Raw genomic sequence first — 22627 nt, 5'->3', positions numbered from 1 at the left:
CGTAGTTTCATTTTTTGTTCAGTTTCTTTGCTTATAATGTACTTATAATAAAAAATCCACAATTAAGTCCTTTTTTAGTTTAATTATAGTATTCTTTATTAGGGAGGACTATGTGAATGGAAAATAATAGGAAATATCTTTTTTTGTTTTTTTTATTTATATTAACTGGCTTTAGATTAATTTGGTTTATGAGTTATCAACCAAATGAGCCACTTGTTAAAAATGGGAAAGTTCATTATAAATACGAAATGAATGATAGTATCAATTTAGATGGAGAGTGGCTGTTTTATAAAGATAAGTGGGTGCTGCCTACTAGAGATAAGATTAAAACGAGTCAAACAATAGAGGTCCCTCAAAGTTGGAACCGTCACTTTACAAAGAATCAAGATGAATATAAGGGGACCTATTATCTAAAAGTCACTGTGCCTGAAGAAGAAATGCATTTAGCTTTATATACTGGGAATATAAAGGGATTAAGTAATATATTTATTGGAAATGAATTAATTTATAGCCAACTAAATGAGGGGAAACAAAGAGAATTTTCACCACGTATTTTTAATTTTGAAAAGGAAGAAGGAGAAAATCAACTTAAAATTGTTGTTCAAGTCGTTAATACTCCTCATCAAGCAGGTGGTATAGTTCGAAGTATGAAACTTGGCCCACAAGAATACATTGAACACAAGACAGTGTTAAATCGAAATTCTGAAATTTTCACAAGCACAATACTGTTGATTGTAGGTCTCTTCTCTTTAAGTTTATTTTTTATAGCTAAAATTAATTCGGATTATTTACATTTTGCAGGAGTCTTTTTAAGTTTGGCTTTTTTATATATGTTAAGTACGGGAGAAAAAGCAATCTTTTACTATATTACTTTATCTCCTCAACAAAAGTTAAAACTAGAGCTTTTTTTAATAATGTTGACAGGAACTTCTTTACTGAAGTTAGTTAAGAACAATAGTAGAAATTATCGTTTATCACTTCTGGATAAAATTGAAAAAACTTATTTTATGATCAGTATAGTACTACTATTGTTACCAATTGATTTATTTTTACGTGTTTATGGACTATATTTATGGATATTTATAGGTGTATTAATTATATCGATTTGGAATATTTTAGAACTAGAGCATATTAATATGACGTCTAGAAGGGCTCTATTCTACTCTTTACTTTCAATGTTTCACCATATGATTTGGTGGCGTTTCGTAGTTGGATCAAATTATTCACTACCCCATTATCCATTTGACATTGTTTTATCTGTATTTTTCGTATTGATTGCGTGGGTAAAAAATTACGAGCACTTATTTTTGAAAACAAAAGAACTAACCAATGATTTGGAGAATATGAATCATACGCGCGAAATATTTCTCGGAAGGGTTTCTAGAGCTTTACAAGTACCGCTAAATAGTATGAATATTTTATTAGATAGTATGGTTAAACAAGAAAAAATTAATCAAGATGAGATAACGATACCTATAGATGAATTTCATCTGTTGAAAAATATAAATCTAGAAGTAAACAATTTGATAGAAAATCTAATGGGAATGACGCGAATGTCAGATGTTAATCAAATTGAAAATATACGTTTTATATCAGTCATTGATAAAATTGAATATGTCAGCAGTCTATCTAAACATGATAAGATGTATAGTCATATTAAACCTATTTTAAATATGGATGAAAATAACAATTCTATTGCTGCCAATCCTCAAATGTTTATTCAAATTCTATTTCAAATCTATTCGATTGCGAAAAAAATTGAAGGAACAAAAAAAATATATTTCGAGAATAAAAAAGTTAAAAAAGAAATTAAAATTAAGATCATATTAATTAATTCCGATATAGATGATGAACATGTTCAATTTGTTAAGATGACACTCCATGAGCCGAATTTAGCTCCAGTATTATTTGATTATACTTATGGAGTTGAAGTGCGTTTGATTCAAACACTAGTAAAAAAACAAGATGGTCGGTTAGAAATTGAACGAAGTTCTTGTGGTCTGGTGTTCAATCTCTATTTTCAACACACAGAAATTGAAAAAGAAAAAGAACATTATAAAGAAAGAATTCGTCTTTTGGAATATTATCAAGAACAAGATAATTTTGAAGGTAGAGGACGAGTTTTAGTCATAAGTGATGATTATTTGAAGTTGTTGACTTTAAAGAAGTCATTGATGAATGATGGTTATATTGTAAGAACAATGGAATCAAATGAAAATATGTATGAAACTATTCGTTCTTTTAACCCTAATATAGTTTTGATGGATGCTATTTTAAAGACACGAAATGGTTATCATATGACGGAGGTTATTAGAAAAAAATATCAACGTATTGAATTGCCAGTCATACTCATATTGACGAATGATTATGAAATAGAGATAAAAAATATCTATCATTGTGGAGCTAATGACCATATTGTTTTCCCATTAGATTATATTGAACTGACAGAAAAAGTCGGTAATTTATTATATACACAATCTACAGTAGAAGAGTCTTTAGCCTATGAGATTTCATGGCTACAAGCACAAATCGAGCCTCATTTTTTGTTTAATACTTTAAATACGATAGTGGGCTTATCTCAATTTGATGAAGAGAAAATGTATGTTGTTTTGGATGCCTTTATTGAGCTGCTACATGCAAAGTATAATTTGAGTAAACCCGATCAGCTTATCACATTAGAACAAGAGCTACATTTGGTAAAGGCTTATAGTCAAATTGAAGAGATTAGGTTTGAGGACAAACTATCTATTGTATTTGATATAGACACTCAATTGAATCTAAGAGAGATAAAAATTATCCCTCTTGTATTACAGCCTTTGGTAGAAAACGCGATACGTCATGGTATTCTACCCAAAAAAGGAAAGGGTTCAATTAAGATTTCTATTTATAGTAGAGGAAACGAAGTGATTATTCAGATTTCTGATGATGGGGTAGGGACCAATCGGACACTAGAGGAGGTATTACATGATAATTCTCAGAAAACAGGAATTGGATTAGTTAACACTTATGATCGTATCAGAAAAGTGTTAGATGCAGAGTTTATATTTAAGTCTGAAAAGAATATTGGAACAGACATTTTGATTTTTTTGAAAAAAGGTGGGATATCTCATGAGAGTGATGATTGTAGATGATGAATTAATTGCCATTAAGATGATGGAAAAACTGATCGGAAATTACGAACAGTTGAAGATAATCAAAAGTATTTCAGATCCAGAAATCGTTTTAAATGAAATAGAAACATTAAAGCCAGACTTATTATTTTTAGATATCAATATGGGAAGTTTATCAGGTATCGAGTTAGGTAACTATCTTTCTGAAATATTTCCTGAGATGAAAATAGTTTTTGTCACAGCTTATTCTGAATATGCTGTGGAAGCATTTGAGCTCAATGCTATTGACTATTTATTGAAGCCAGTGTCTAAAAAAAGATTTGATAAAATGATGGAAAAACTAAGTATGTCAAATATGGTTAGTCCAGAAAATCAAAAGTCGTTTAATTTTGTAGTATTTGATGAGGGATCTATTTATAATTCAAATGGACAAGAAGTTTTGTTAAGAACCAAAAAAGCCTATGAGATTCTTTTTTTACTGAATCATATGAAGGATAAAAGAGTCACAAAGGATAAATTGATTGAATTATTATGGCCAGATCAATCAAAAGAATCCACTACGATGATGTTACATACGACAATTTATCAAATAAGAAAACATTTTAAGGAATTCTATAACCAGAATCCTATTAAATATCAAAAAGGAGCATATTACCTCAATATAAATATAAAAGACGATATAAAATATATCGAAAAGATACTAGCTAATAAAGTATCACAACTAAATAGTCATCGTTTAGTTAAAATTTATAAAGGTAAATATTTTTATTATAATGATTACTCGTGGGCATCTGAATATCGTGAGGCATTACATTTAAAAGTGATTCACTACCTTATTGAAGCTATACAATATGATTTAATTGCTCTACCTGATTTAAAAATAGTAATGATGCGTTTTTGGGAAGATTTGGTTTTGGAAGAAAAACACATAGATTACATTTATCATTATTATAAACGTCATGGACTTATCGTTGAAGCTGTTAAATTTATAAGAGAGACGCGTTCTTTTTGGGAAGAAGAATTAGATATTCCTCTTCCTCAAACGCTTAGTGCGTTATTAGTTTGATAAATGATGATGGTAACGTTTATTAGAACATTGTAATAAAGGACTATCAAGATTATTATATTAGGTTATCACTGACGATTAACTATTCGAAAGTGATAGCCTTTTTTATATCAAATTTATTGTTCAGAAAAAGTTCATTAGCTACATGCTATGATAAAAACAAAAAGAAAGGAGTTTTAGGATGAATCGAAAAATTAATATTTTTTTAGTGATAGTATTAATTGCTTCACACTTAATAGGACCATTTCAATTATTAAGTGTGAAAGCAGAGGAACACCTTTTTGATGTGAAAATGGACACGGTTACAGATGAGAAGTTAGATGTTATTGACGTTAGTTTTAATCCTAATAAGGAGTGGGATAAAACAGTTATTGAGTTAGACTCTGAAACACAGTTCATCTCTTCATCTGTCGATGGACAAGAGAACGTTGAAGATCTTTCTTACAACGAAAAGGAGCATGAGGTCACAATAGAGAGTAAAGAGCCTATTAAAAATCTAAAGTTATTTTTAAAGACTCTTTCGCACGAGGTACAATTAATCAAACTTACGGGATATCTTGAGAATGAAATAATAGCCTCTACTCATCATCAGTATAAGACGCAGGTGGAAGAAACAGAAGATTTCAGTAGTATACCGCCGGTGGAAGTGACAGAAACAGCAAAAGAGCAGGTTCTAGAAGAGCCTTTAATAGAAACTGCTCCGGAGTTACAAAGGGACTTAAGAATCACAGCAATAAATCCCAAAGTCGAATCTGGTACCGACGCATTATTTAAATTGATTTTTAAAACAACGGGCTCTCAAGTTAAGTATCAAAATGCTAGAGTCGTTGTTGACCTTCCGCTATCTAAACATATTACCTTTACCCAAGACTTAAAAGAACTTGCGATTGAGAATGTTATTCCAAACTTTAATAAGGATACCAATCAATTAGAGTATCACTTTGACATGCTACCATCTGGAATCACCTACGAAAAAATAATTAAAGTGAGTACTGAAAATGGTTACTTAGAGAATAACAAAGAGTTAGAAGTTAAGAGTAATTTAATCTTACAAACGGCAAAAGGCGAGAAAAATCAAGTAGATCTTGCAAAAAGTAAAATTAATGCTTCTAATTCTGTCACAATGAGCAAAAAAGTAAGTAAAACAGAACGAGGTGGCAAAGCTTCCATTCCAACTTTAAATAGTTGGATTGAATGGGAAGTCAAAGTTAATATCCCATATAAAGAAACCGGGCAGATGTATTTGAAACCTGGTAGTAAGATTATAATTGAAGACACTTTACCATCAGGAATAAGCTTTGAAAGAATGAATACGAATTACAATTATCAACCCAAAATTTCAAAAAATAAACTGACCTGGGAATTCGTAGCACCATCTATTGAGGAGCAATTAAATAGTAAAAACGGATTATTTGATATTACTTTAAAGTTTTGGACAAAGGTCAATGATAATAAAACATTAATAAATAAAACGCTCATTAATAAATCAAATATTAACCTTACATTTATAGATGATAAGTATTTAACGCCTGCTGCTAAAGCAGAAGCAAATATAACAATCGTTGATTCTGTAGGTAGTACTGGCGAAGATAAAGGTAATATTGTGTATACAACCCATTATGGTCCTGCTGATGGCAATGGCGCAATCGGTGATAACAAAACAAAGAATCCTAATCCTACAGTTGACGATTCTGCAATATTACAATTTAGACATAATATATGGGGCTTTTATTATGCCAAAGAACATGATCTAAAGTCATTTAAGGTTACGTATACAATTGATGATAATCTTATTTTAGAAACTTTTACAACCCCAGGTGATGTGTGGAGATTTGCAAGAACCAATGCGGAGTATAAAGAAGATATCCCGTTACCAGTTGAACCGCAATATGATATTGTGATTCATTATATTGAAAATGGTAAAAACGGAAAAATAACTTTGAGAACTCATGAAAAAGGAAAAACATATACAAGAAATGAATTGGGCTTAAAACCTAATCAACGGGTAACTAAAATCGAGTATGATTTTAAAGGACAAATACCACAAGGATTAACTAATAATAATTCTGCAAGATATTACTTTTCGGTTAAACAAGGGTATACCGGAGAAGTAAAAAATAAACTAGATATGACTGGGGAGTCTACTTTTAATCCTAAATTAAGTTCTACTAATAAAAATAATTATAAAAGTGGATCTTACCATAAGTTCGATTATAGAAAGGATTTTCCGGAATACTATGAAGGTTCTAAAGATGCTGCAGGTGATCGAACTGCAAAGATAACCAAAGTAAAAAATAATAAAGCGCCAATATCAGAGATAAGCGTCTCATTATTAACTCATCAAAATAATAAAGTCGATTCTGGTTCAAATCGTATGAAGCTGACATTAAAAAATAATAATGCTTCAACAGGCTTAATACAAGGGCCAGTCGAAACATTGGTATTGTTGCCACCTGGTGTGACTTTAAAAGATAAACCAAACGCTAGCTACACAGGGTATAAAAATAATAGCACTAATGGAAACTATCAAATTTTAAATAACGATTATAACAATAGTGGTCGACAGCTTGTAAAAGTAACTTGGGATGATGGTTATATTCGAAAAGGTGATCAGGTTACAGCAGAGCTAGATGTTAACGTCTCGAAAAATGCTCCACAAATGCTTTATTTTGATATTTACGGTTTTACAAAGAATGAGTCGATGAAAGTTCCAAATTCAACAAATGCCTCTATCACAGATACTATCCTACAAAAAGATATGGATGAAGACTTGAATAACGATAATAAAAAAGACCAATTACGTCTAAAATCTGGAAATTTATATTATCTAGTGGGTGAATACGATTTACAAACAGAGAAGTTTGTAAAATCTTTAGACGGGGATTGGGATAAAATGGCTCGAACACTTCCTGGAGAGCGTATCGATTACAAACTTCAATTGACAAATACTACAGGTAAAGATATTTCTGCACTTACATTAATTGATGTTTTACCATCAATAGGAGATATAGGTTTGACGGACAATATTGCACGTGGTAGTCAATTCACACCGAGTTTGAACGGACCTATTAAGATACCTAAAGAATGGGAAGGGAAAGTGGCTGTATATTATAGTACAGCAAAAAATCCAAAACGAGATGACTTAGTAAGAGAAACAATTTATCCTTCAGGAACTATTCCACTAAGCAACCCTTCAAATGCAACCAATCCAAATTGGCAAACAGAAAAAACAATAACGGATTGGAAAACAATTCATTCCTTTAAGATTGAATTGTTACCAGGAAAAGAATGGATTAAGGGTCAAGGACTAGAGATATTGTTTGATATGACCGCGCCGAAAGTCTCAGAAGTTAACAATGATCAATTATTTAATACAGATGAAGATATCGCGTCACGAGCAGCATATAATTCCTTTGCGGTTGCAACAGATACAGGTCAACCAGTTGAACCATATCAAGTAGGTGTATATATGGATGCAGGTAGATTAGAGTTATTAAAAGTCGATGCCGACAATGAGCAAATAAAGTTAGCAGGAGCCCAATTTGAATTGCGAAATGAGAATGGAGACTTAATTGAAACATTGGAAACAGATTCCAATGGCCATGTTATTTCAAAACCATTAGATTTGGGGAATTATACACTACATGAGATCAAAGCACCAAAAGGATATTCATTGTTAACAAAACCTATTTCTTTTGAGATAACTAAGGATTATTTAAATATTGAGCTAAGTATAGAAAATAATAAGCAAGGTTGGTATTTACCTAATACCGGAGGAATCGGAACAACAGTCTTTTATGCCCTAGGTATTATGGTAATGTTAGGATCGCTAACATTATATATTCGAGCAAAACGCTCAGATCTTAATTAATGGAAGTTAAAGAAATAGAAGTATTTCTTCTTCAAAATAAAAAGACATAAAGAAAGGAAGAACGTAATGAAGATTGTACAAAGTATATCGCTAAGAATATTCTTAGTAGCAAGTTTAGTATTATCTGTATTTGTTCCAAGTCTAACACAGGCTTATACGTTATTAGGCAATGCAGATAATCCACAATTAACGATCCACAAGTTCGAACAAGAGCCCCTAGGAGATGAATTCGGTGATCAGGAACCACCTGAAGATGAGGACTTATATGCTAGAGCATTGCCGAACAATGGAGCACCAGGAGATGGTACTGCCGATCAATATAAACCGGCGGGAATTACACCTCTTGAAGGTGTCACATTTACACTGACTAAGACGCATCACTATAATGCTCAGACAGATACTTGGACAGAAGTATTTGGAGATGACAAGGTTACTATCGAAGCAACGACCAACGCAGAAGGAAAAGCAATATTTACAAAAGAAAATGATTTGGAACTAGGACGTTACGAAGTAAGAGAAACTGCTGGTCCTGACCATGTCATTTTAAACAATGAAGTATTTACAGTAGATATTCCAATGACAAATGTAGAGGGCGATACTTTAAATTATGATGTACATATTTATCCGAAAAACGAAACAATTCGTGGAGATATCGAACTTATCAAAAAAGATGAAAATGGTAACATCTTAAAAGGTATTAAATTTGATTTATATCATGAAAACGGAGAAAAAGTAAAAGATTCTCAAGGTACAGATATTAGTCCGCTATTTACTAATGAATATGGAAAAATTGGCGTAACCGGATTAGCAGCTGGTAAATATTATTTCCAAGAAAAAACAACAGATAAGAAATTGGCATTGAATACGTCAAAATTAGCATTTGAAATCCGCAAAGATGCTTCAGGTCAAGAAATTGAAGTGCAGTGGACTCCTCAAGATAAGTACTTAACAGATAATGGGGAATTTACTAACTACAAAAAACCAGAAATAAAAAAAGATGTAGAAGAACAACAACATATTCAAGTTGATCGAGACAAAGCTTATACCTATAACTTAACTATCAATACACCTAAGGATATTGAAAACTACGGCTTATTGGCAGTTACGGATACATTAGATAATCGTTTAGAGTATGCAGGTAGTTGGGATGTAGTGGGTACAGAGAAAGATAACATCCAATTTACACAAGAAGGTCAGACTCTTATCTGGGAAGTGAAAGACTTAAGTAAGTTGATACCTGGAGAAGATATAAAGATTAGTTTTACATCAAAAATTAAAAAAGATGCTGTTTTAAAACCAGAGGAAACAGGAATACCAAATACCGCGAAATTAGATTTTGACAATGATAAAGGCTCTTATACTAAACCAAAAGATCCAAACAATCCACCGTTAACACCACCGGAAGAACCACCAACGACACCACCTGTAACAGTTGATCCGACAGAAGGTGGATTAAAAGTGATTAAGGTAGATAAGAAAGATCCTTCTATAAAATTAGAAGGGGCAGAGTTCAAACTTACAACGGACAAAGAAGGTAAAGATGTTGTCGTTGCTACTGGAACTGTTATTGAGGTTAATGGAAATACTCATGAAGGTAATTTAGAAAAATTAGTAACTGGTAAAGATGGAGAAATTGCGATTACAGGTTTGACACCAGGAACTTATTACTTACACGAGACCAAAGCTCCTACTTATACAAATGAAAATGGTGAAGTAAAACCATATCGTCTATTAGCAAAACCACTTGAAGTAGAGGTTGAAAACAAAGTACATGATAAAGCTGTAACAGTAGAAAACTCTAAATCTGGTTGGGATTTACCAACAACAGGTGGAATGGGTACAATGCTATTTACTGCAGCAGGTTTAGGCTTTATGCTTCTAGCATTCGCTTTATATAACCGTCGTGAAGAGGACCCAGCAGTATAATGAATTGAGTTAATTGAAAAGAAAGAATTCTGATCATTAGTGATTAGAATTCTTTTGTTATAAAGGAGGTCTCTTATGCGTAACAATAAAGTCATTATCTTATTGCTCATGATGGGACTTGCGATTTTTTCGTATCCATTTATTGCCAATTATGTATCGACAACAGGACATGTGAAGCAGATTGAAAATTATGATGAAATTATGAAAGAATTGGATGAAAAACAAAAAAAAGATGCCGAGCGACGTGCAAAAGAGCATAATGAAAAAATAAAAGAAGAAGAACAAGAATTTATCGATCCTTTTGATAATGGTACAGAGAAAGCGGGAAGTAAGAGTTATTATGATGCATTAAATATTGGAGAGGTTATGGCTGTACTCGATATACCCAAACTTGATCTACATTTACCAATTTATCATGGTTCAAATGAAAAAGTTTTAAGTAAAGGTGTCGGACATTTAGAAAATTCTGCTTTGCCGGTAGGTGGTGAAGGGACTCATTCTGTTTTAACCGCTCATCGTGGTTTACCGAGTGCAACGTTATTTCGTCATCTTGATAAGTTAGAACCTGGAGATGTATATTTTATTTCTGTTTTAGACGAAACCTATGCGTATGAAGTTCAGGAACAGAACATCGTATTGCCTAATGAAACAGATTGGTTACAACAAGTTGAAGGCAAAGAGTTATCTACATTATTAACTTGCGAACCGTATATGATTAATACGCATCGTTTGTTAGTGACAGGCGAGAGAGTACCATATGAAGAAGCCAGAGAAAAAGTATCAACTAGACGAGCACCTAAATTAGATCGATTAATGGTTATTGGAGTCGTAATTTTATTTTTATTCATTTTGATGGTTCTCATAACAAAAAGGAGAAAGAAAAATGAATAAAAAAGGGAGAAAGAATACATCGTTGTTATTTTGGATTTTTTTAATTATAGGAGTGTTCTTATTAGTTTTTCCGCATGTCGTGCGTTACTATCATCATTTTAAAAACGAAAAAAGTTTTCATGAATTCATGATTAGTAATGATGCGTTAAGTGATGAGGAAGTAAATGAAATGATGGATAGAGTAAAACAATGCAATGCTAAGATAATGAAAGATTCCTCAAGCTTTATGGATCCATTTGATTCTAACCAAGAGAATGTAAAAAAAATGAAAGATTGTTTAGGAATAAATAGTGATGAGATGTTTGCTGTTTTAGAGATACCAAAGTTAGATTTAGTTGCACCGATCTATTTAGATGCTACAGATGAAGCACTCGATAAAGGGATTGGTTTAGTAGAGGGTTCTTCTTTACCAATCGGAGGAGAAGGGACTCATACAGTTTTGGCTGGACACAGAGGTTTATGGACACAAGAAATGCTGATGTATGTCGATCGAGTAGGGGTAGGAGAATATTTTTATATTCATACTATGTCTGAAACGTTGTCTTATAAAGTTTATGATCAATCGATTATTTATCCTGATGAAACAGAAATATTAGAGATTCAACCAGGAAAAGATTTAGCAACACTGATTACATGCCATCCATTAGGAGCAAACACGCAAAGGTTACTAATACATGGTGAGCGTACTGTTCGATAACGATGTTTATTCTAAAAGATTAACGTAAGCTAGACAAAGAACTGATGAAAGCAATTTAAAACTGTGGACATCTCCCCCTTTAAAGTATTAGTAATTTTAGACTCGTTATAAGAATAAATGTCGATCGTTATACAGTTAGTTAAAAAAGATTATTAATATTTGTTTGATGTCTAGCTTACATTAGTTTATTCACATGTTCAGTCTTTGTTCATACAACTTTGTTATAATAATATTAAATGATACAGTATTTAAATATAGTTTAATAATAATGGGGTGACCGAAGTGGAAGAGACAGGTAATTTCTTTGAAGAAAATATTGAAAGCTACTTGCCTAATGAAATGAATGAACAAATCAGACAAACAATTATCCATTATTTTGAAACGTTAAAATCACAAGGAAAAAAAATATTAGAAGGATTGACTATTGAAAACTATCAAGAGATGTTAGCGCGTCTCGTAGGTGTTGATCGAAAAATGCAAGTGTTATTTTCTTTTTTAGAGTTCAATAAAAAGAATCCTAAAGTAGTAGAAGCTATGGATATTGTAGAGCTTGTTGAAACAGATTATGTTAAATACCATTGGGATCAATATTCAGAAACTTCATGTGATTTCATGACGAAAAGTTTATTTTACAAAGTAGAGTAGACGTAGTGATACTTTTAAATTTTATCTCAATTAAACAATAAGATTTTTTTTAACTAAAGGTAAATTTTGTGACTCGTTGTTAAATAGGGCTGCTGAGTCAAAAAGAAATTGAAAGATGAGTGGAACTTGTTCCATTCATCTTTTTATTTTACTTCTAATGAGGTGAGTCATCATGAATATTCTTAATTTCATGTTCTCAAATGACTTAGACCCGTATGGTACCAGTTTTAAGATTTTAATATATCCATTTTTTAGCTTCAATTTTTACCGTTTGAATAAGGATATATCAAAGAGTTACGAACCCACTCTTCATAGTTAAAAGATTTTGAAGTTTATTAAGAAACCCTGAATCTAATGTTTCAGGTATTCATTCTAGTGGATGGTTAACAGTGATATGCTTCTTTCAGCGGTTCTAAATAAGATGAGAGACTGTCAACCATCAAGGCTTCTGCTTGATAAGGATAATGTAGTTCATGGCAACTACACCCTGTTTTTATTTAGTCATATTGTTGGCCTGACCATTGAATATTTATTTTTTTAAAGTATATTTTTTCAAAATGTCGTATTATAAACATGGTAGAACCATAGATGTTAATCAATAGTAACTAATCAAAGACTTCTTATATAACTTGGTCAATGAAATGGTTGATGAACAAAAAGAATACTTAATTTAAGTATTAAAAACTTAAATGGTCTAATTTGTCTTTCAAGTATCTTTGTGAATTATATAAAAATTCATAATTAGGAAAAGTGTATTTATATAATTGTTTAATAATTTAGCATTTAAAAACGTAGTAAAATGTATACCATTTATTGAACGAAAGTTAAAATATGATTAATAAATGAAAGAGTACTACTAATATGGAGTGATATTTGATATTTTAAAGAAGAGTTAAATATCGTAACTAAACACTTATAGATTTTATTGATTGTTTTGAATAAGGGCCAATTTTTTTAATATTCGGTTTGAAATCTAATAAAAAGTAGCAATACCAATAGTGATTAATATAAGATAAACCTAGAGTTAGGAGGAGTTTTTATGAAAAATCCATTACTTAACTTAGAAGATTCATTCTCTGGACATGTATTTGATATACAAAAAATCCTAACCGTCTATCAGAATGATTTCACGAAGAACTATCATTTTCCTGGAGAAAAACATGATTTTTGGGAATTGGTATATGTGGATAGTGGAGAGGTAGAAGTAACAGCTGATGATAAAACTTATCAATTAGAAAAGGATGACATGATTTTTCATAAACCAAACGAGTTTCATTCAATATCTGGTAATAAACAAGTAGCTTCAAGTGTTGTTATTATTAGCTTTGTCTGTGAATCAATTTCAATGAGTTTTTTTGAAAACGTTATCATAAAAGCGACCCATGAGCATCGGAAAATCATTGGGAAATTCATTGCAGAAGCAAAAAATGTATTTAAGAGCGACTTAGGTAGAGTATACGATCCAAGCAATCGATTAGAAGAAGCGATGTTTGGTTCAGAACAAATGATGTATATGTATTTGAGTCAATTGCTCATCTTATTAAAACGTACAGATGAGAATAAAAAAATGACTAGGAAATCAGGTTTGTTAAAGCGCCAATTTGAAAATGATGTCGTTAACGATATTATTAAGTATTTAGAAAAAAACATGTCAGAAGTCATTACATTGGATGATATTTGTAACACATTTTATTTAAGCAAAACATATCTCAAAAGAATGTTTAAAAAGGAAACAGGCTATACAGTGATGAGTTACTTGAAAGAAATTAGAATGGAAAAAGCAAAACACTTAATTCGAGAAGAAAAACTAAATATGAGTGAGATTGCTAAATTTGTAGGGTTTGACTCACTTTCATATTTTTCATCTTCATTTAAAAATCATGTTGGACTTAGTCCAAGTGCTTATCTGACATCTATCAAAAAGTTTGAAGAAAGTACCTATTAACGTCTGGTAGTAAGTCAAAATATTATTTGGCTTTTATATAAAAATGGGAGGGATTTAAATATGAAAAAAAGATTATTAGGATTACTAGTTTCAGTAGCAGCATTATCTTTGCTCGTCGGTTGTGGAAGTAAAGGAGAGTCTGAAAAAGCAGGAGGAAAGGGCAAAGAAACAACTATTTCTTATGCGTTGTGGGATAAAGAACAGCAAGTTGTTTATAAAGAAATCGCTAAGAAGTTTGAAGAAGAGAATCCGGATATAAAAATAAAATTTGAAATCACGCCATGGGCACAATATTGGACGAAATTAGAAACAGCTATTACAGGTAACAATGCTCCGGATGTCTTTTGGATGAATACACCTTATGCTCAAGATTACATAGATTCAGGCATACTGGCTCCGCTAGACGATGTTAAGTTTGATGAAGATAAGTTTGCTGATCAATACCTGACAGCATATTCAAAAGATGGCAGTTTGTATGGTATTCCTAAAGATTTTGACTCCCATGCTTTGTACTACAATAAGAAATTGTTTGATGAAGCAGGAGTAGAATATCCAAATGAAGATTGGACTTGGGATACATGGAAGGAAGCTGCTGAGAAGTTAACAAACAAAGATAAAAAAGTATACGGGATGTCGACACCAGTTACATGGCAAGGTGGATACTATGAGTTAATTTATTCAAATGGAGGCTCCCCTTTTAGTGAAGACGGAACAAAATCTGGTTTTGATAAACCAGAAACAATTGAAGCTTTAGAATTTTATCATAGTTTTTCTGAAGAAGGCTTTGCACCACCTGTTGATGAACAAGCAGAAACTAATATATATGAGATGTTATTAGCAGAAAAAGTGGCAATGGGGGTAGCTGGGTCATACGGAGTGCCGACAGTATTTGCTGATGAGTATGGTCTTGAAAACATTGACATTGCACCAATACCAAAAGGGAAAACACGGGCTGTTACTTCTAATCCGCTAGCTCATGTTATGTCATCGAAAACAAAACATCCAGAAGCTGCTAAGAAATGGATCGAATATCTTTCATCCAAAGAAGCTATGGAGATGGCAGGCGAAAGTGGTTTAGTATTGCCAGTATATGACGGTTCAGAAGGTGGATGGGTAAAAGCCTATCCAAACCAAAATTTACAAGTTTTTGTTGATGCGAAAGAGTATGCAGTTCCTCTTCCAAACTATAAAAATAGTATGTCAGCTATTAGTTTAGAACAAGATATCTTTAATGACGCATGGTCTGGTAAATTGACGATTGAAGAAGCTTGTAAACAAGTAGCTGAGAAAGCGAACGCTCAGCTTTCAAAATAGTAACTAAGGAGGCTCGTGAGTAATGAAAAATGGCGTAACTGTAATCATGAAAAAAAAGTATAAAAATGAAGATTTAATCACAGCACTCCTTTTCATTGCGCCTTTAATGATTGGACTCTTTATCTTTTATCTCTTTCCAATGATTCAAAATGTATACTATTCGTTTACTGAATGGGGGAAATTTGGAGGGTCCGTTTTTATAGGTCTTGAAAATTTTAAGAAGATGGTCTCAGATGTTCAAGTTAGAGAAGCGTTAAAAAATACGGTAACCTATGCAATTTTCACAGTTCCTATAGGTATTGCGATTTCCATTATTATTGCGACACTTTTAAATAATAAAATCAAAGGAGTAGGTTTGTATCGAGTCATCTATTTCCTTCCAGCCGTCACTATGACATCTGCTATTGCTATGATTTGGAAGTGGATGTTTAATAACCAGTACGGTGTTATCAATCAACTCTTATTAAAAATAGGAATTATAGGGCCTAAATGGTTAACTGATGAAAAATGGGCTATGATTTCATTAATAACAGTTGGAGTTTGGAGTTCATTAGGACAATCTATTATTCTATATTTAGCAGGTCTTCAGAGTGTCCCTAGGTCATTGTATGAAGCATCCGAGATTGACGGTGCTGGCACGTTTAGAAAATTCTTTTCTATTACGTTACCTATGATTACGCCTACTATATTTTTTAATATGATTACCTCCTTAATCGGTGCATTACAAGTTTATGATTTAATATTTTTAATGTATAGTGAAACCAATCCAGCATTACAAAGTGTTCAATCTTTGTCATATCTTTTCTATCGTCACGCGTTTGTGTTTAATGATAAAGGATATGCCGCTGCTATATCTGTTGTCCTATTATCGATTACCTTACTAATTACGGTAATACAGTTTATGTTCCAGAAAAAATGGGTTCACTATTAACGATTAATTCCCTCTTGTAAAGTAATTTATGAGGGGAAAGGAGGATTATCATGGAGAAAACACCAATAGGAAAAAAGATTGTTGTCCATGCCATCTTAATACTAGGATCTATCATCATGATATTTCCATTTTTATGGATGATTTTGACAGCATTAAAAACTAAACCAGAAGCAATTGCTGTGCCGCCAACTGTATTGCCAGCAATACCGCAATGGCAAAACTTTGTTGAGATTTTTGAAGTATTAGATTTTGGCAAATTTTATTTTAATACGTTTGTTTCGACTGCTGTCATTACGGTTGGACAAATTTTCTTTTGTTCAATGGCTGCGTATGCATTTGCTAAATTAGATTTTCCATTTAAAAATACTTTATTTATTTTGATATTGTCTGTATTGATGGTGCCGGGACAAGTTTTTTTGATACCACAATATTTGATTATTCAAAAGTTAGGATTGCTAGATAGCATACCTGCGTTATTCTTACCAGGATTATTCTCAGCTTTTGGGACTTTCTTATTACGTCAGTTTTTTATGACAATACCTGATGAATTGGAGGAAGCAGCGATTTTAGATGGGGCTTCGAGAATAAAAATATTTTTCACAGTAATTTTACCACTTTCTAAATCTGCGTTGATATCTCTTTCTATATTTGCAATATTATATGGGTGGAATTCGTTACTATGGCCATTAATTGTTAACACATCAAATGATAAGATGACATTGTCAGCAGGGTTAGCACAACTTAGTGGTCAGCATGCTACTAACTTTCCTTTGATGATGGCCGGATCATTTTTAGCAATCATTCCGCTATTAATGATTTATCTTATTTTCCAAAAACAGTTTATTGAGGGGATTGCCTTGAGTGGATCGAAAGGATAGTTAGTATTCGATTTAAGAATATGGACAATTCATTAATAGAAATAATTATGGAGAATTTATGTAAACTATAAAAAATTAAACAAATGTATTAAACATAAATGGCATCGTCCTACTTGTAGTCAATAGAGGATGATGCCATTTTATAAAAAATAGCTTAAATTTATAAACTATAACTGTTTGATTTCTATTTTGAATTGATAGTATTATGAGATATTAATAAGATTGGCACAACATGTTTTTCAAACTCAAATAAAGGAGCATGGCGATGCAATTAGGAATAAATAACTGGTCACTTCCTAGTGGTCTTTCATTAGAAGAAACATTCCGAATGGTCAAGCAAGCTGGCTTTGATACGATAGAGTTGAATATGTCAGAATTTAATGATAGTGATATTAATAGTTTTGGCATTGCAACAGAAAATAGTCAATTTCTAACAACTCTGACAACTTCAGAAGGATTAATTAAAATTAAAGAAATATCTGAAATGTATGATTTGCCGATTTCAAGTATTAGTACAGATTTACATTGGAAATACCGCTTAAATGATGAAAATCCAACAGTCAGAGAGCAAGGAAAAGAAGTAGCCAAAAGAATGATAGATGCTTGTCATATTCTTGGAGGCGATACAGTGTTAATAGTTCCAGGTGTTATAAAGACAGAGGATTGTTATGAAGAAGCTTATCGATTAGCTCAACAAACACTTAAGGAATTGAGTTTCTATGCGGAAAAGGCAAATATTTATTTAGGAGTCGAAAATGTTTGGAACCGCTTTTTACTAACACCTTTAGAAATGAAACGTTTTATCGATGAAATCAATCATCCTTTCATAAAGGTCTATCTTGACATTGGGAATATATTGCACTTTGGCTATCCACATCAATGGATTGAAACTCTCGGATCACGAATTGTAAAAGTGCACGTTAAAGATTATAAATTGTCTGCAGGCAATGCTACTGGATTTACCAAATTATTAGCGGGAGATGTTAACTGGATAGAAGTGATAGGCGAATTAAAGCGTGTTCATTATACGGGCCCGCTAACTGCGGAACTTACTCCCAACCGTTATTATCCGGAACAACTGGTAAATGATACAGCAAAGGCATTAAAATTGATGCTTGATAAATAAGCTTTTAATGAAAAGAAAATATATAAAAAAAAGAGCTCAAAATGAGCTCTTTTTTTTATATATTTTCTTTGACATTTTCCTTTTTTAAGTTATAATAACTTTCTTAAAATATACATTTTATGAAAAAGGAGAATGATATGGCAAATAGAATGAAAGTAATTTTTTCTCTTTTTTTAATCACTTTATATTTTCAGTTAACCTTAAAAATAGTGGCGATTAATAACGATTTGAAAATAGAAACGACGAAGACATCTGAGTCTAATGTAGTTGAAAGTGATATCGAAGCGGATACTAATGAAGCTCACGAAAATAATAATACTGAAAATGTTCCAACAATACAGAGTGAAAATACTCTAGGTACCGTCGAAAAAATATCGGAAGAGAATGTCTCTCCTGCTTTAACAAATTCCAAAACAAATGCGATTCAAATGGTCGCAACCTGGGGGATTTTGTCAAGGCGGTTAGAAATGAAGAAGTTAGAGTCATTAAATTAACACAAGACGTGATTAATCCACAGATGACAGCACATAGTCTATCATCATATCAACGGAAGACGTCGCTAGAAATCGATGGTGGAGGATATCGTTTAGATTTTCAAACGTCATCAATTTATTTAGGACTTCCGGATAGTGAACGAGAATTTTTCATGCATGATATTACCCTGGCTCAGCGATATGCAGGAGCAGAGAGTGAGGATATTGTAGGTACGCGACTTAACTATGCTGCTAGTAGAAAATGGCGATTTCGCTTTGGAAATGTAACCACGGAACCGTCTGTGCAACGGTTGGCGAGAGCAACACAAGCCTCAGTTAGCGTCTATGGTAATATGCATATTGACACTCGTGCCGAAAACTTTTATTTAGGTGATTTTGAGATGGAAGAGGGGACTCATTATTTTGGTAATGTAAATTACTATGATTTTTCTATATTTTGGTACGATGTCGTACCACCTGCACAATCAACTGGGAATCGGCAAGGTTTTCGAATTGGTAAAAATTGTGAAGTAAATCTAAGTCAAACGCAACGCTTAGGAAGTACTTATCCAGCAATTTATTCCCACTTTAAAGAAATCACAGTTTGAGAAGCGAGCTTTTTAAATATTAGGATGCCTGGAAATGCAGTTCGTTTTAATGACGACGGTTCATCAATGTCAGTGAAAGCAAATGCTTCTGTTATTTTAGCAACAGAAAGTGGCAATAAATCAGTGATAGCATTTAGTGCCAATAAAGCTAAATATCAGTCGGATACTGGAGCCTCATTGACAATTGTGAACAACACGTCTCAGCCGCTAGTAGAGTTACATTCTGATGCTGTTGGTGGAGGACGTGTTACTAGAAAAAAACAATGAATTTATTTTAGACAATCCGCAACACTTTGATCTTCGCAATCTCAATAGTAAAGGAACCGCAATGAATGTTGGGAGCAAGAAAGACAATTGTTTCATTCGGTTAACGGAAACAGATGTTGAATTATGGAATAAAAGACAAGAAATTTTACAGCCTTCGACTATTAACTTTAATGAGGTTGATTATTTTAATGTTTCTGATAATAATACGAGCAATGCAGAAACAAGCGAGGAAGGGTTAAAAAAACTCAATCTTGAGGACTATCAAAGAATTGCCGCGATGAATGAGCCACCTCGATTAGTCAAACAAGTGATAACTGACGCTGATAGTGAATTGGGGATAAAAGTCGAAATAGGTAATGTGGTTGATAATAACGGCTATAATCGTTACGGTCAAGCGCATTTTATACCTGTCTACGCTTCGGAAAATCAAGTTCTTGCACATGTTACGATTAATGAAGCAGACACCAAGACAGTGAAAACTAATCAATATGGGGAAATATTTTTACCTAAACACACAATTTTGTATGAAAAAGATACGATTTATGATATTGTGTTACAGAAAGCTAATCGCTATTCGTCAAGTTATCGTCAAAGCATACTTGATGTTACCCCACCAGAGCCTGTGACAATTGAAGGTGGGGTGAGGCAACCGTTGACACGTGATATTTTAAGTGGGAAAGGGGAACCTTTTACAAAAGTTTTTTTATACCAAAATAAAATTTTACAACCATTTGAAACGACTGTCTCTGCTGAGGGCGCTTGGTCATTAAATATTCAATCTTTAGAACGACATTCTGGAGATTTACTCCAAATAGTACTCGAAGATACAAGTTGTGACGCAGAAGCACTATTAGAAAAACCAAGTACTTATACAGGGAGCGATAATCGAACACCACTAGAAAATGTTGATTTTCATGACGCTACTTTTAAAAAGGCGACGAGAGTACTAGTGACTGGCGAACTTAAACTCTCTCAAGTGCCTAGTCAAATAGACTTTGGGAATGTTTTAATCTCAATTCAGACGCAAAAGTTAGTCCCTAGAGTTGACCGAGATTTGATTGTTGAAGATACTCGAGGTCCTAATAGAGGTGGTTGGTCTTTAAAACTGCGTTTACTGAAACCAATGACCAATGAAAGTGGTCGTTTATTAAATAATGTGATGATATATAAACACGGTGAGAATTACTCAGAAATAAGCGATGAAGCGCAAGTGGTCGAAGTAGTTGATACTTCGTCCGAACAGACGAATGTTTCGGAAAATTGGAATGAAAAAGCTGGGTTACAAATATGGATAACACCAGAAAAACAGCTAGCAGGCCAATACAAGAGTGTGTTATCATGGTCTTTAGAAAATATTCCTGCTAATGAAGTTAAATGATAGGAGAAGAAGTATGAATAACGGAAATAGAAAGCGACGAAAATTAAAATGTTCAGTAAAATTATTTATAGTATCAGTGTTACTCGTTATTAGTGTAGGAATGCTGATAAAAGAACAAAAGCAAAATCAAGCGTTAGCGCAAAAGGTGGGAGCGATAACGGAAGCTAACGCAAAAAAGAAAACTCAGATTGAGTCATTGAAATTTGAACGTGATTTTCCGCAGCAGTCGTATGCTCAAAAAACGAATGAACAATTAGAAAAGGAACAACAATCACCGTATTTAATCCTTCAAACCGACGAACGTTATCGTGATTTACACTATGGAGGAGGTTTGCGTGATACGTTAGATATTAACGGGTGCGCGATTGCGTCTTTAACAATCGTAGATTCCATTTTAAAGGAAGCTTTGACTGAACCAACAGTGGTGTTGGACTGGGCTAAGGATGACTATTTTACTGACGGAGGCACTTCATGGGCCATTTTCCCCGCTTTTGCTAAAGAGTTTGATTATGAATTTGAAGATTTAGGAGACAATATTGAAAATGCTTTGAGATACCTTGATGCAGGTAATCCCGTTGTTGTATCAGCTAAACCTGGATATTTTACGACGGTTGGTCATATCATGGTGTTAACTGATTACACTGATGGAGGGATTCGCCTGTTAGATCCAAATGATAACCCCCGTAAACAACATTCTTTAACTGCTTATCCTGTGGATGAAGTAAAAGGTGAATTTATGCATTATTGGGGCTTTAAAAAATCTTAGTAGTTTGTGAAATATATAGGTCAAAGATACATGGAAACATGTGTCTTTTTTTATAGAATTTTATTTGATTTAATTTTATATAAAGCATACACTAGATGAGAGAGGGGTAGAAAGATGAAACGCTTAGTTGCTATTGTAGGAACGAATTCAGACTTTTCGACAAATCGTCTATTGCTAAAATTTATGCACAAACATTTTGCCGATAAAGCTCAAATTGAAGTGATGGAAATAAAAGATTTACCATTATTTAATAAACCAGCTGACTTTGTATTGCCAGATGTTGTTAAAGAGTTAGCAGAAAAAGTTGAAGAGGCAGATGGAATTATTATCAGTAGTCCAGAATATGACCATTCAGTACCGGCTGCACTTATTAACGCCTTAAACTGGCTTTCATACGGCCTCTATCCATTTGTTGATAAGCCAGTGATGTTAACTGGTGCGTCCTATGGGACATTAGGGTCATCTCGTGCTCAATGGCACTTACGTCAAATATTAGATGCCCCTGAGTTAAAAGCACGTATTATGCCTAGCTCGGAGTTTTTAGTGAGTCATTCGCTTCAAGCGTTTGATGATGAAGGGTGCTTAAAAAATGCTCAACAAATTGAATCATTAGAAGCTATTTTCGATGATTTTTTAGTCTTTATTTCCTTAATAGAGCCATTAAAAAAAGCACGAAAAATGAATCAAGGCCATGCCCAAGCGTTTTCTTGGGAAGAACAGGAGCGAGGTGAGTAA

Annotated in this window: 18 protein-coding genes; all 18 read left to right on the top strand. The window is 33.0% G+C overall.

Features of this window, described 5'->3' with window-relative positions; genetic code table 11:
• Positions 1 to 116 precede the first annotated feature (116 nt).
• Complete coding sequence (locus tag M2919_RS03345) at positions 117 to 3131, top strand: histidine kinase (RefSeq protein ID WP_248849248.1); 3015 nt, start codon at positions 117 to 119, stop codon at positions 3129 to 3131.
• Positions 3109 to 4176: a response regulator gene (locus M2919_RS03340; RefSeq protein ID WP_248849247.1), complete on the top strand. Its 1068-nt coding sequence runs from the start codon at positions 3109 to 3111 to the stop codon at positions 4174 to 4176. The genes M2919_RS03345 and M2919_RS03340 overlap by 23 nt, the downstream gene beginning before the upstream one ends.
• A 181-nt stretch (positions 4177 to 4357) precedes the next feature.
• On the top strand, positions 4358 to 8047 hold the full coding sequence (locus M2919_RS03335; RefSeq protein WP_248849246.1) for a SpaA isopeptide-forming pilin-related protein: 3690 nt from the start codon (positions 4358 to 4360) through the stop codon (positions 8045 to 8047).
• A gap of 66 nt (positions 8048 to 8113) precedes the next feature.
• The gene (locus M2919_RS03330; RefSeq protein ID WP_248849245.1) at positions 8114 to 9973 is read left to right on the top strand and encodes a SpaH/EbpB family LPXTG-anchored major pilin; all 1860 of its coding nucleotides are present in this window, start codon (positions 8114 to 8116) and stop codon (positions 9971 to 9973) included.
• 75 nt (positions 9974 to 10048) lie between these two features.
• The gene (locus M2919_RS03325; RefSeq protein ID WP_126761978.1) at positions 10049 to 10864 is read left to right on the top strand and encodes a class C sortase; all 816 of its coding nucleotides are present in this window, start codon (positions 10049 to 10051) and stop codon (positions 10862 to 10864) included.
• Complete coding sequence (locus M2919_RS03320) at positions 10857 to 11561, top strand: class C sortase (RefSeq protein WP_248849244.1); 705 nt, start codon at positions 10857 to 10859, stop codon at positions 11559 to 11561. Before M2919_RS03325 ends, M2919_RS03320 begins: the two co-directional genes overlap by 8 nt.
• Positions 11562 to 11843: 282 nt before the next feature.
• Entirely contained in the window at positions 11844 to 12206 is a 363-nt protein-coding gene (locus tag M2919_RS03315) for a DUF7006 family protein (protein WP_248849243.1), read from the top strand.
• Between the two features lie 1039 nt (positions 12207 to 13245).
• A complete protein-coding gene (locus tag M2919_RS03310; RefSeq protein WP_248849242.1) occupies positions 13246 to 14151 on the top strand; it encodes an AraC family transcriptional regulator in 906 nt (301 codons plus the stop codon).
• A 60-nt stretch (positions 14152 to 14211) separates the two neighbouring features.
• Entirely contained in the window at positions 14212 to 15465 is a 1254-nt protein-coding gene (locus tag M2919_RS03305) for a sugar ABC transporter substrate-binding protein (RefSeq protein ID WP_248849240.1), read from the top strand.
• Between the two features lie 22 nt (positions 15466 to 15487).
• The gene (locus M2919_RS03300; RefSeq protein WP_248849238.1) at positions 15488 to 16396 is read left to right on the top strand and encodes a carbohydrate ABC transporter permease; all 909 of its coding nucleotides are present in this window, start codon (positions 15488 to 15490) and stop codon (positions 16394 to 16396) included.
• Positions 16397 to 16446: 50 nt separating this feature from the next.
• Positions 16447 to 17274 (top strand): carbohydrate ABC transporter permease, encoded by an 828-nt coding sequence (locus tag M2919_RS03295; protein WP_248849236.1) that lies wholly within the window; start codon positions 16447 to 16449, stop codon positions 17272 to 17274.
• A gap of 265 nt (positions 17275 to 17539) precedes the next feature.
• Positions 17540 to 18400, top strand: a complete 861-nt coding sequence (locus M2919_RS03290) for a sugar phosphate isomerase/epimerase family protein (RefSeq protein WP_248849235.1) — start codon at positions 17540 to 17542, stop codon at positions 18398 to 18400.
• 137 nt (positions 18401 to 18537) lie between these two features.
• Positions 18538 to 18894, top strand: coding sequence for a hypothetical protein (locus tag M2919_RS03285; protein ID WP_248849233.1), 357 nt, complete (start codon positions 18538 to 18540; stop codon positions 18892 to 18894).
• 8 nt (positions 18895 to 18902) lie between these two features.
• A complete protein-coding gene (locus tag M2919_RS03280; RefSeq protein WP_248849232.1) occupies positions 18903 to 19481 on the top strand; it encodes a pectate lyase-like adhesive domain-containing protein in 579 nt (192 codons plus the stop codon).
• A gap of 24 nt (positions 19482 to 19505) precedes the next feature.
• On the top strand, positions 19506 to 19748 hold the full coding sequence (locus M2919_RS03275; protein WP_248849230.1) for a hypothetical protein: 243 nt from the start codon (positions 19506 to 19508) through the stop codon (positions 19746 to 19748).
• Positions 19726 to 21126 carry a hypothetical protein gene (locus M2919_RS03270; protein ID WP_248849229.1) on the top strand — a complete coding sequence of 467 codons (1401 nt, stop codon included), beginning with the start codon at positions 19726 to 19728 and terminating at the stop codon, positions 21124 to 21126. Before M2919_RS03275 ends, M2919_RS03270 begins: the two co-directional genes overlap by 23 nt.
• Positions 21127 to 21139: 13 nt before the next feature.
• Complete coding sequence (locus M2919_RS03265) at positions 21140 to 21892, top strand: C39 family peptidase (protein ID WP_248849228.1); 753 nt, start codon at positions 21140 to 21142, stop codon at positions 21890 to 21892.
• A 114-nt stretch (positions 21893 to 22006) separates the two neighbouring features.
• Positions 22007 to 22627 (top strand): NADPH-dependent FMN reductase, encoded by a 621-nt coding sequence (locus M2919_RS03260; RefSeq protein WP_248849227.1) that lies wholly within the window; start codon positions 22007 to 22009, stop codon positions 22625 to 22627.

Source organism: Vagococcus lutrae (genome assembly GCF_023299185.1).
Lineage (GTDB): Bacteria > Bacillota > Bacilli > Lactobacillales > Vagococcaceae > Vagococcus_A > Vagococcus_A lutrae.
The sequence above is the reverse complement of the archived record's forward strand: the minus strand, read 5'-3'. Positions and strand labels throughout refer to the sequence as shown.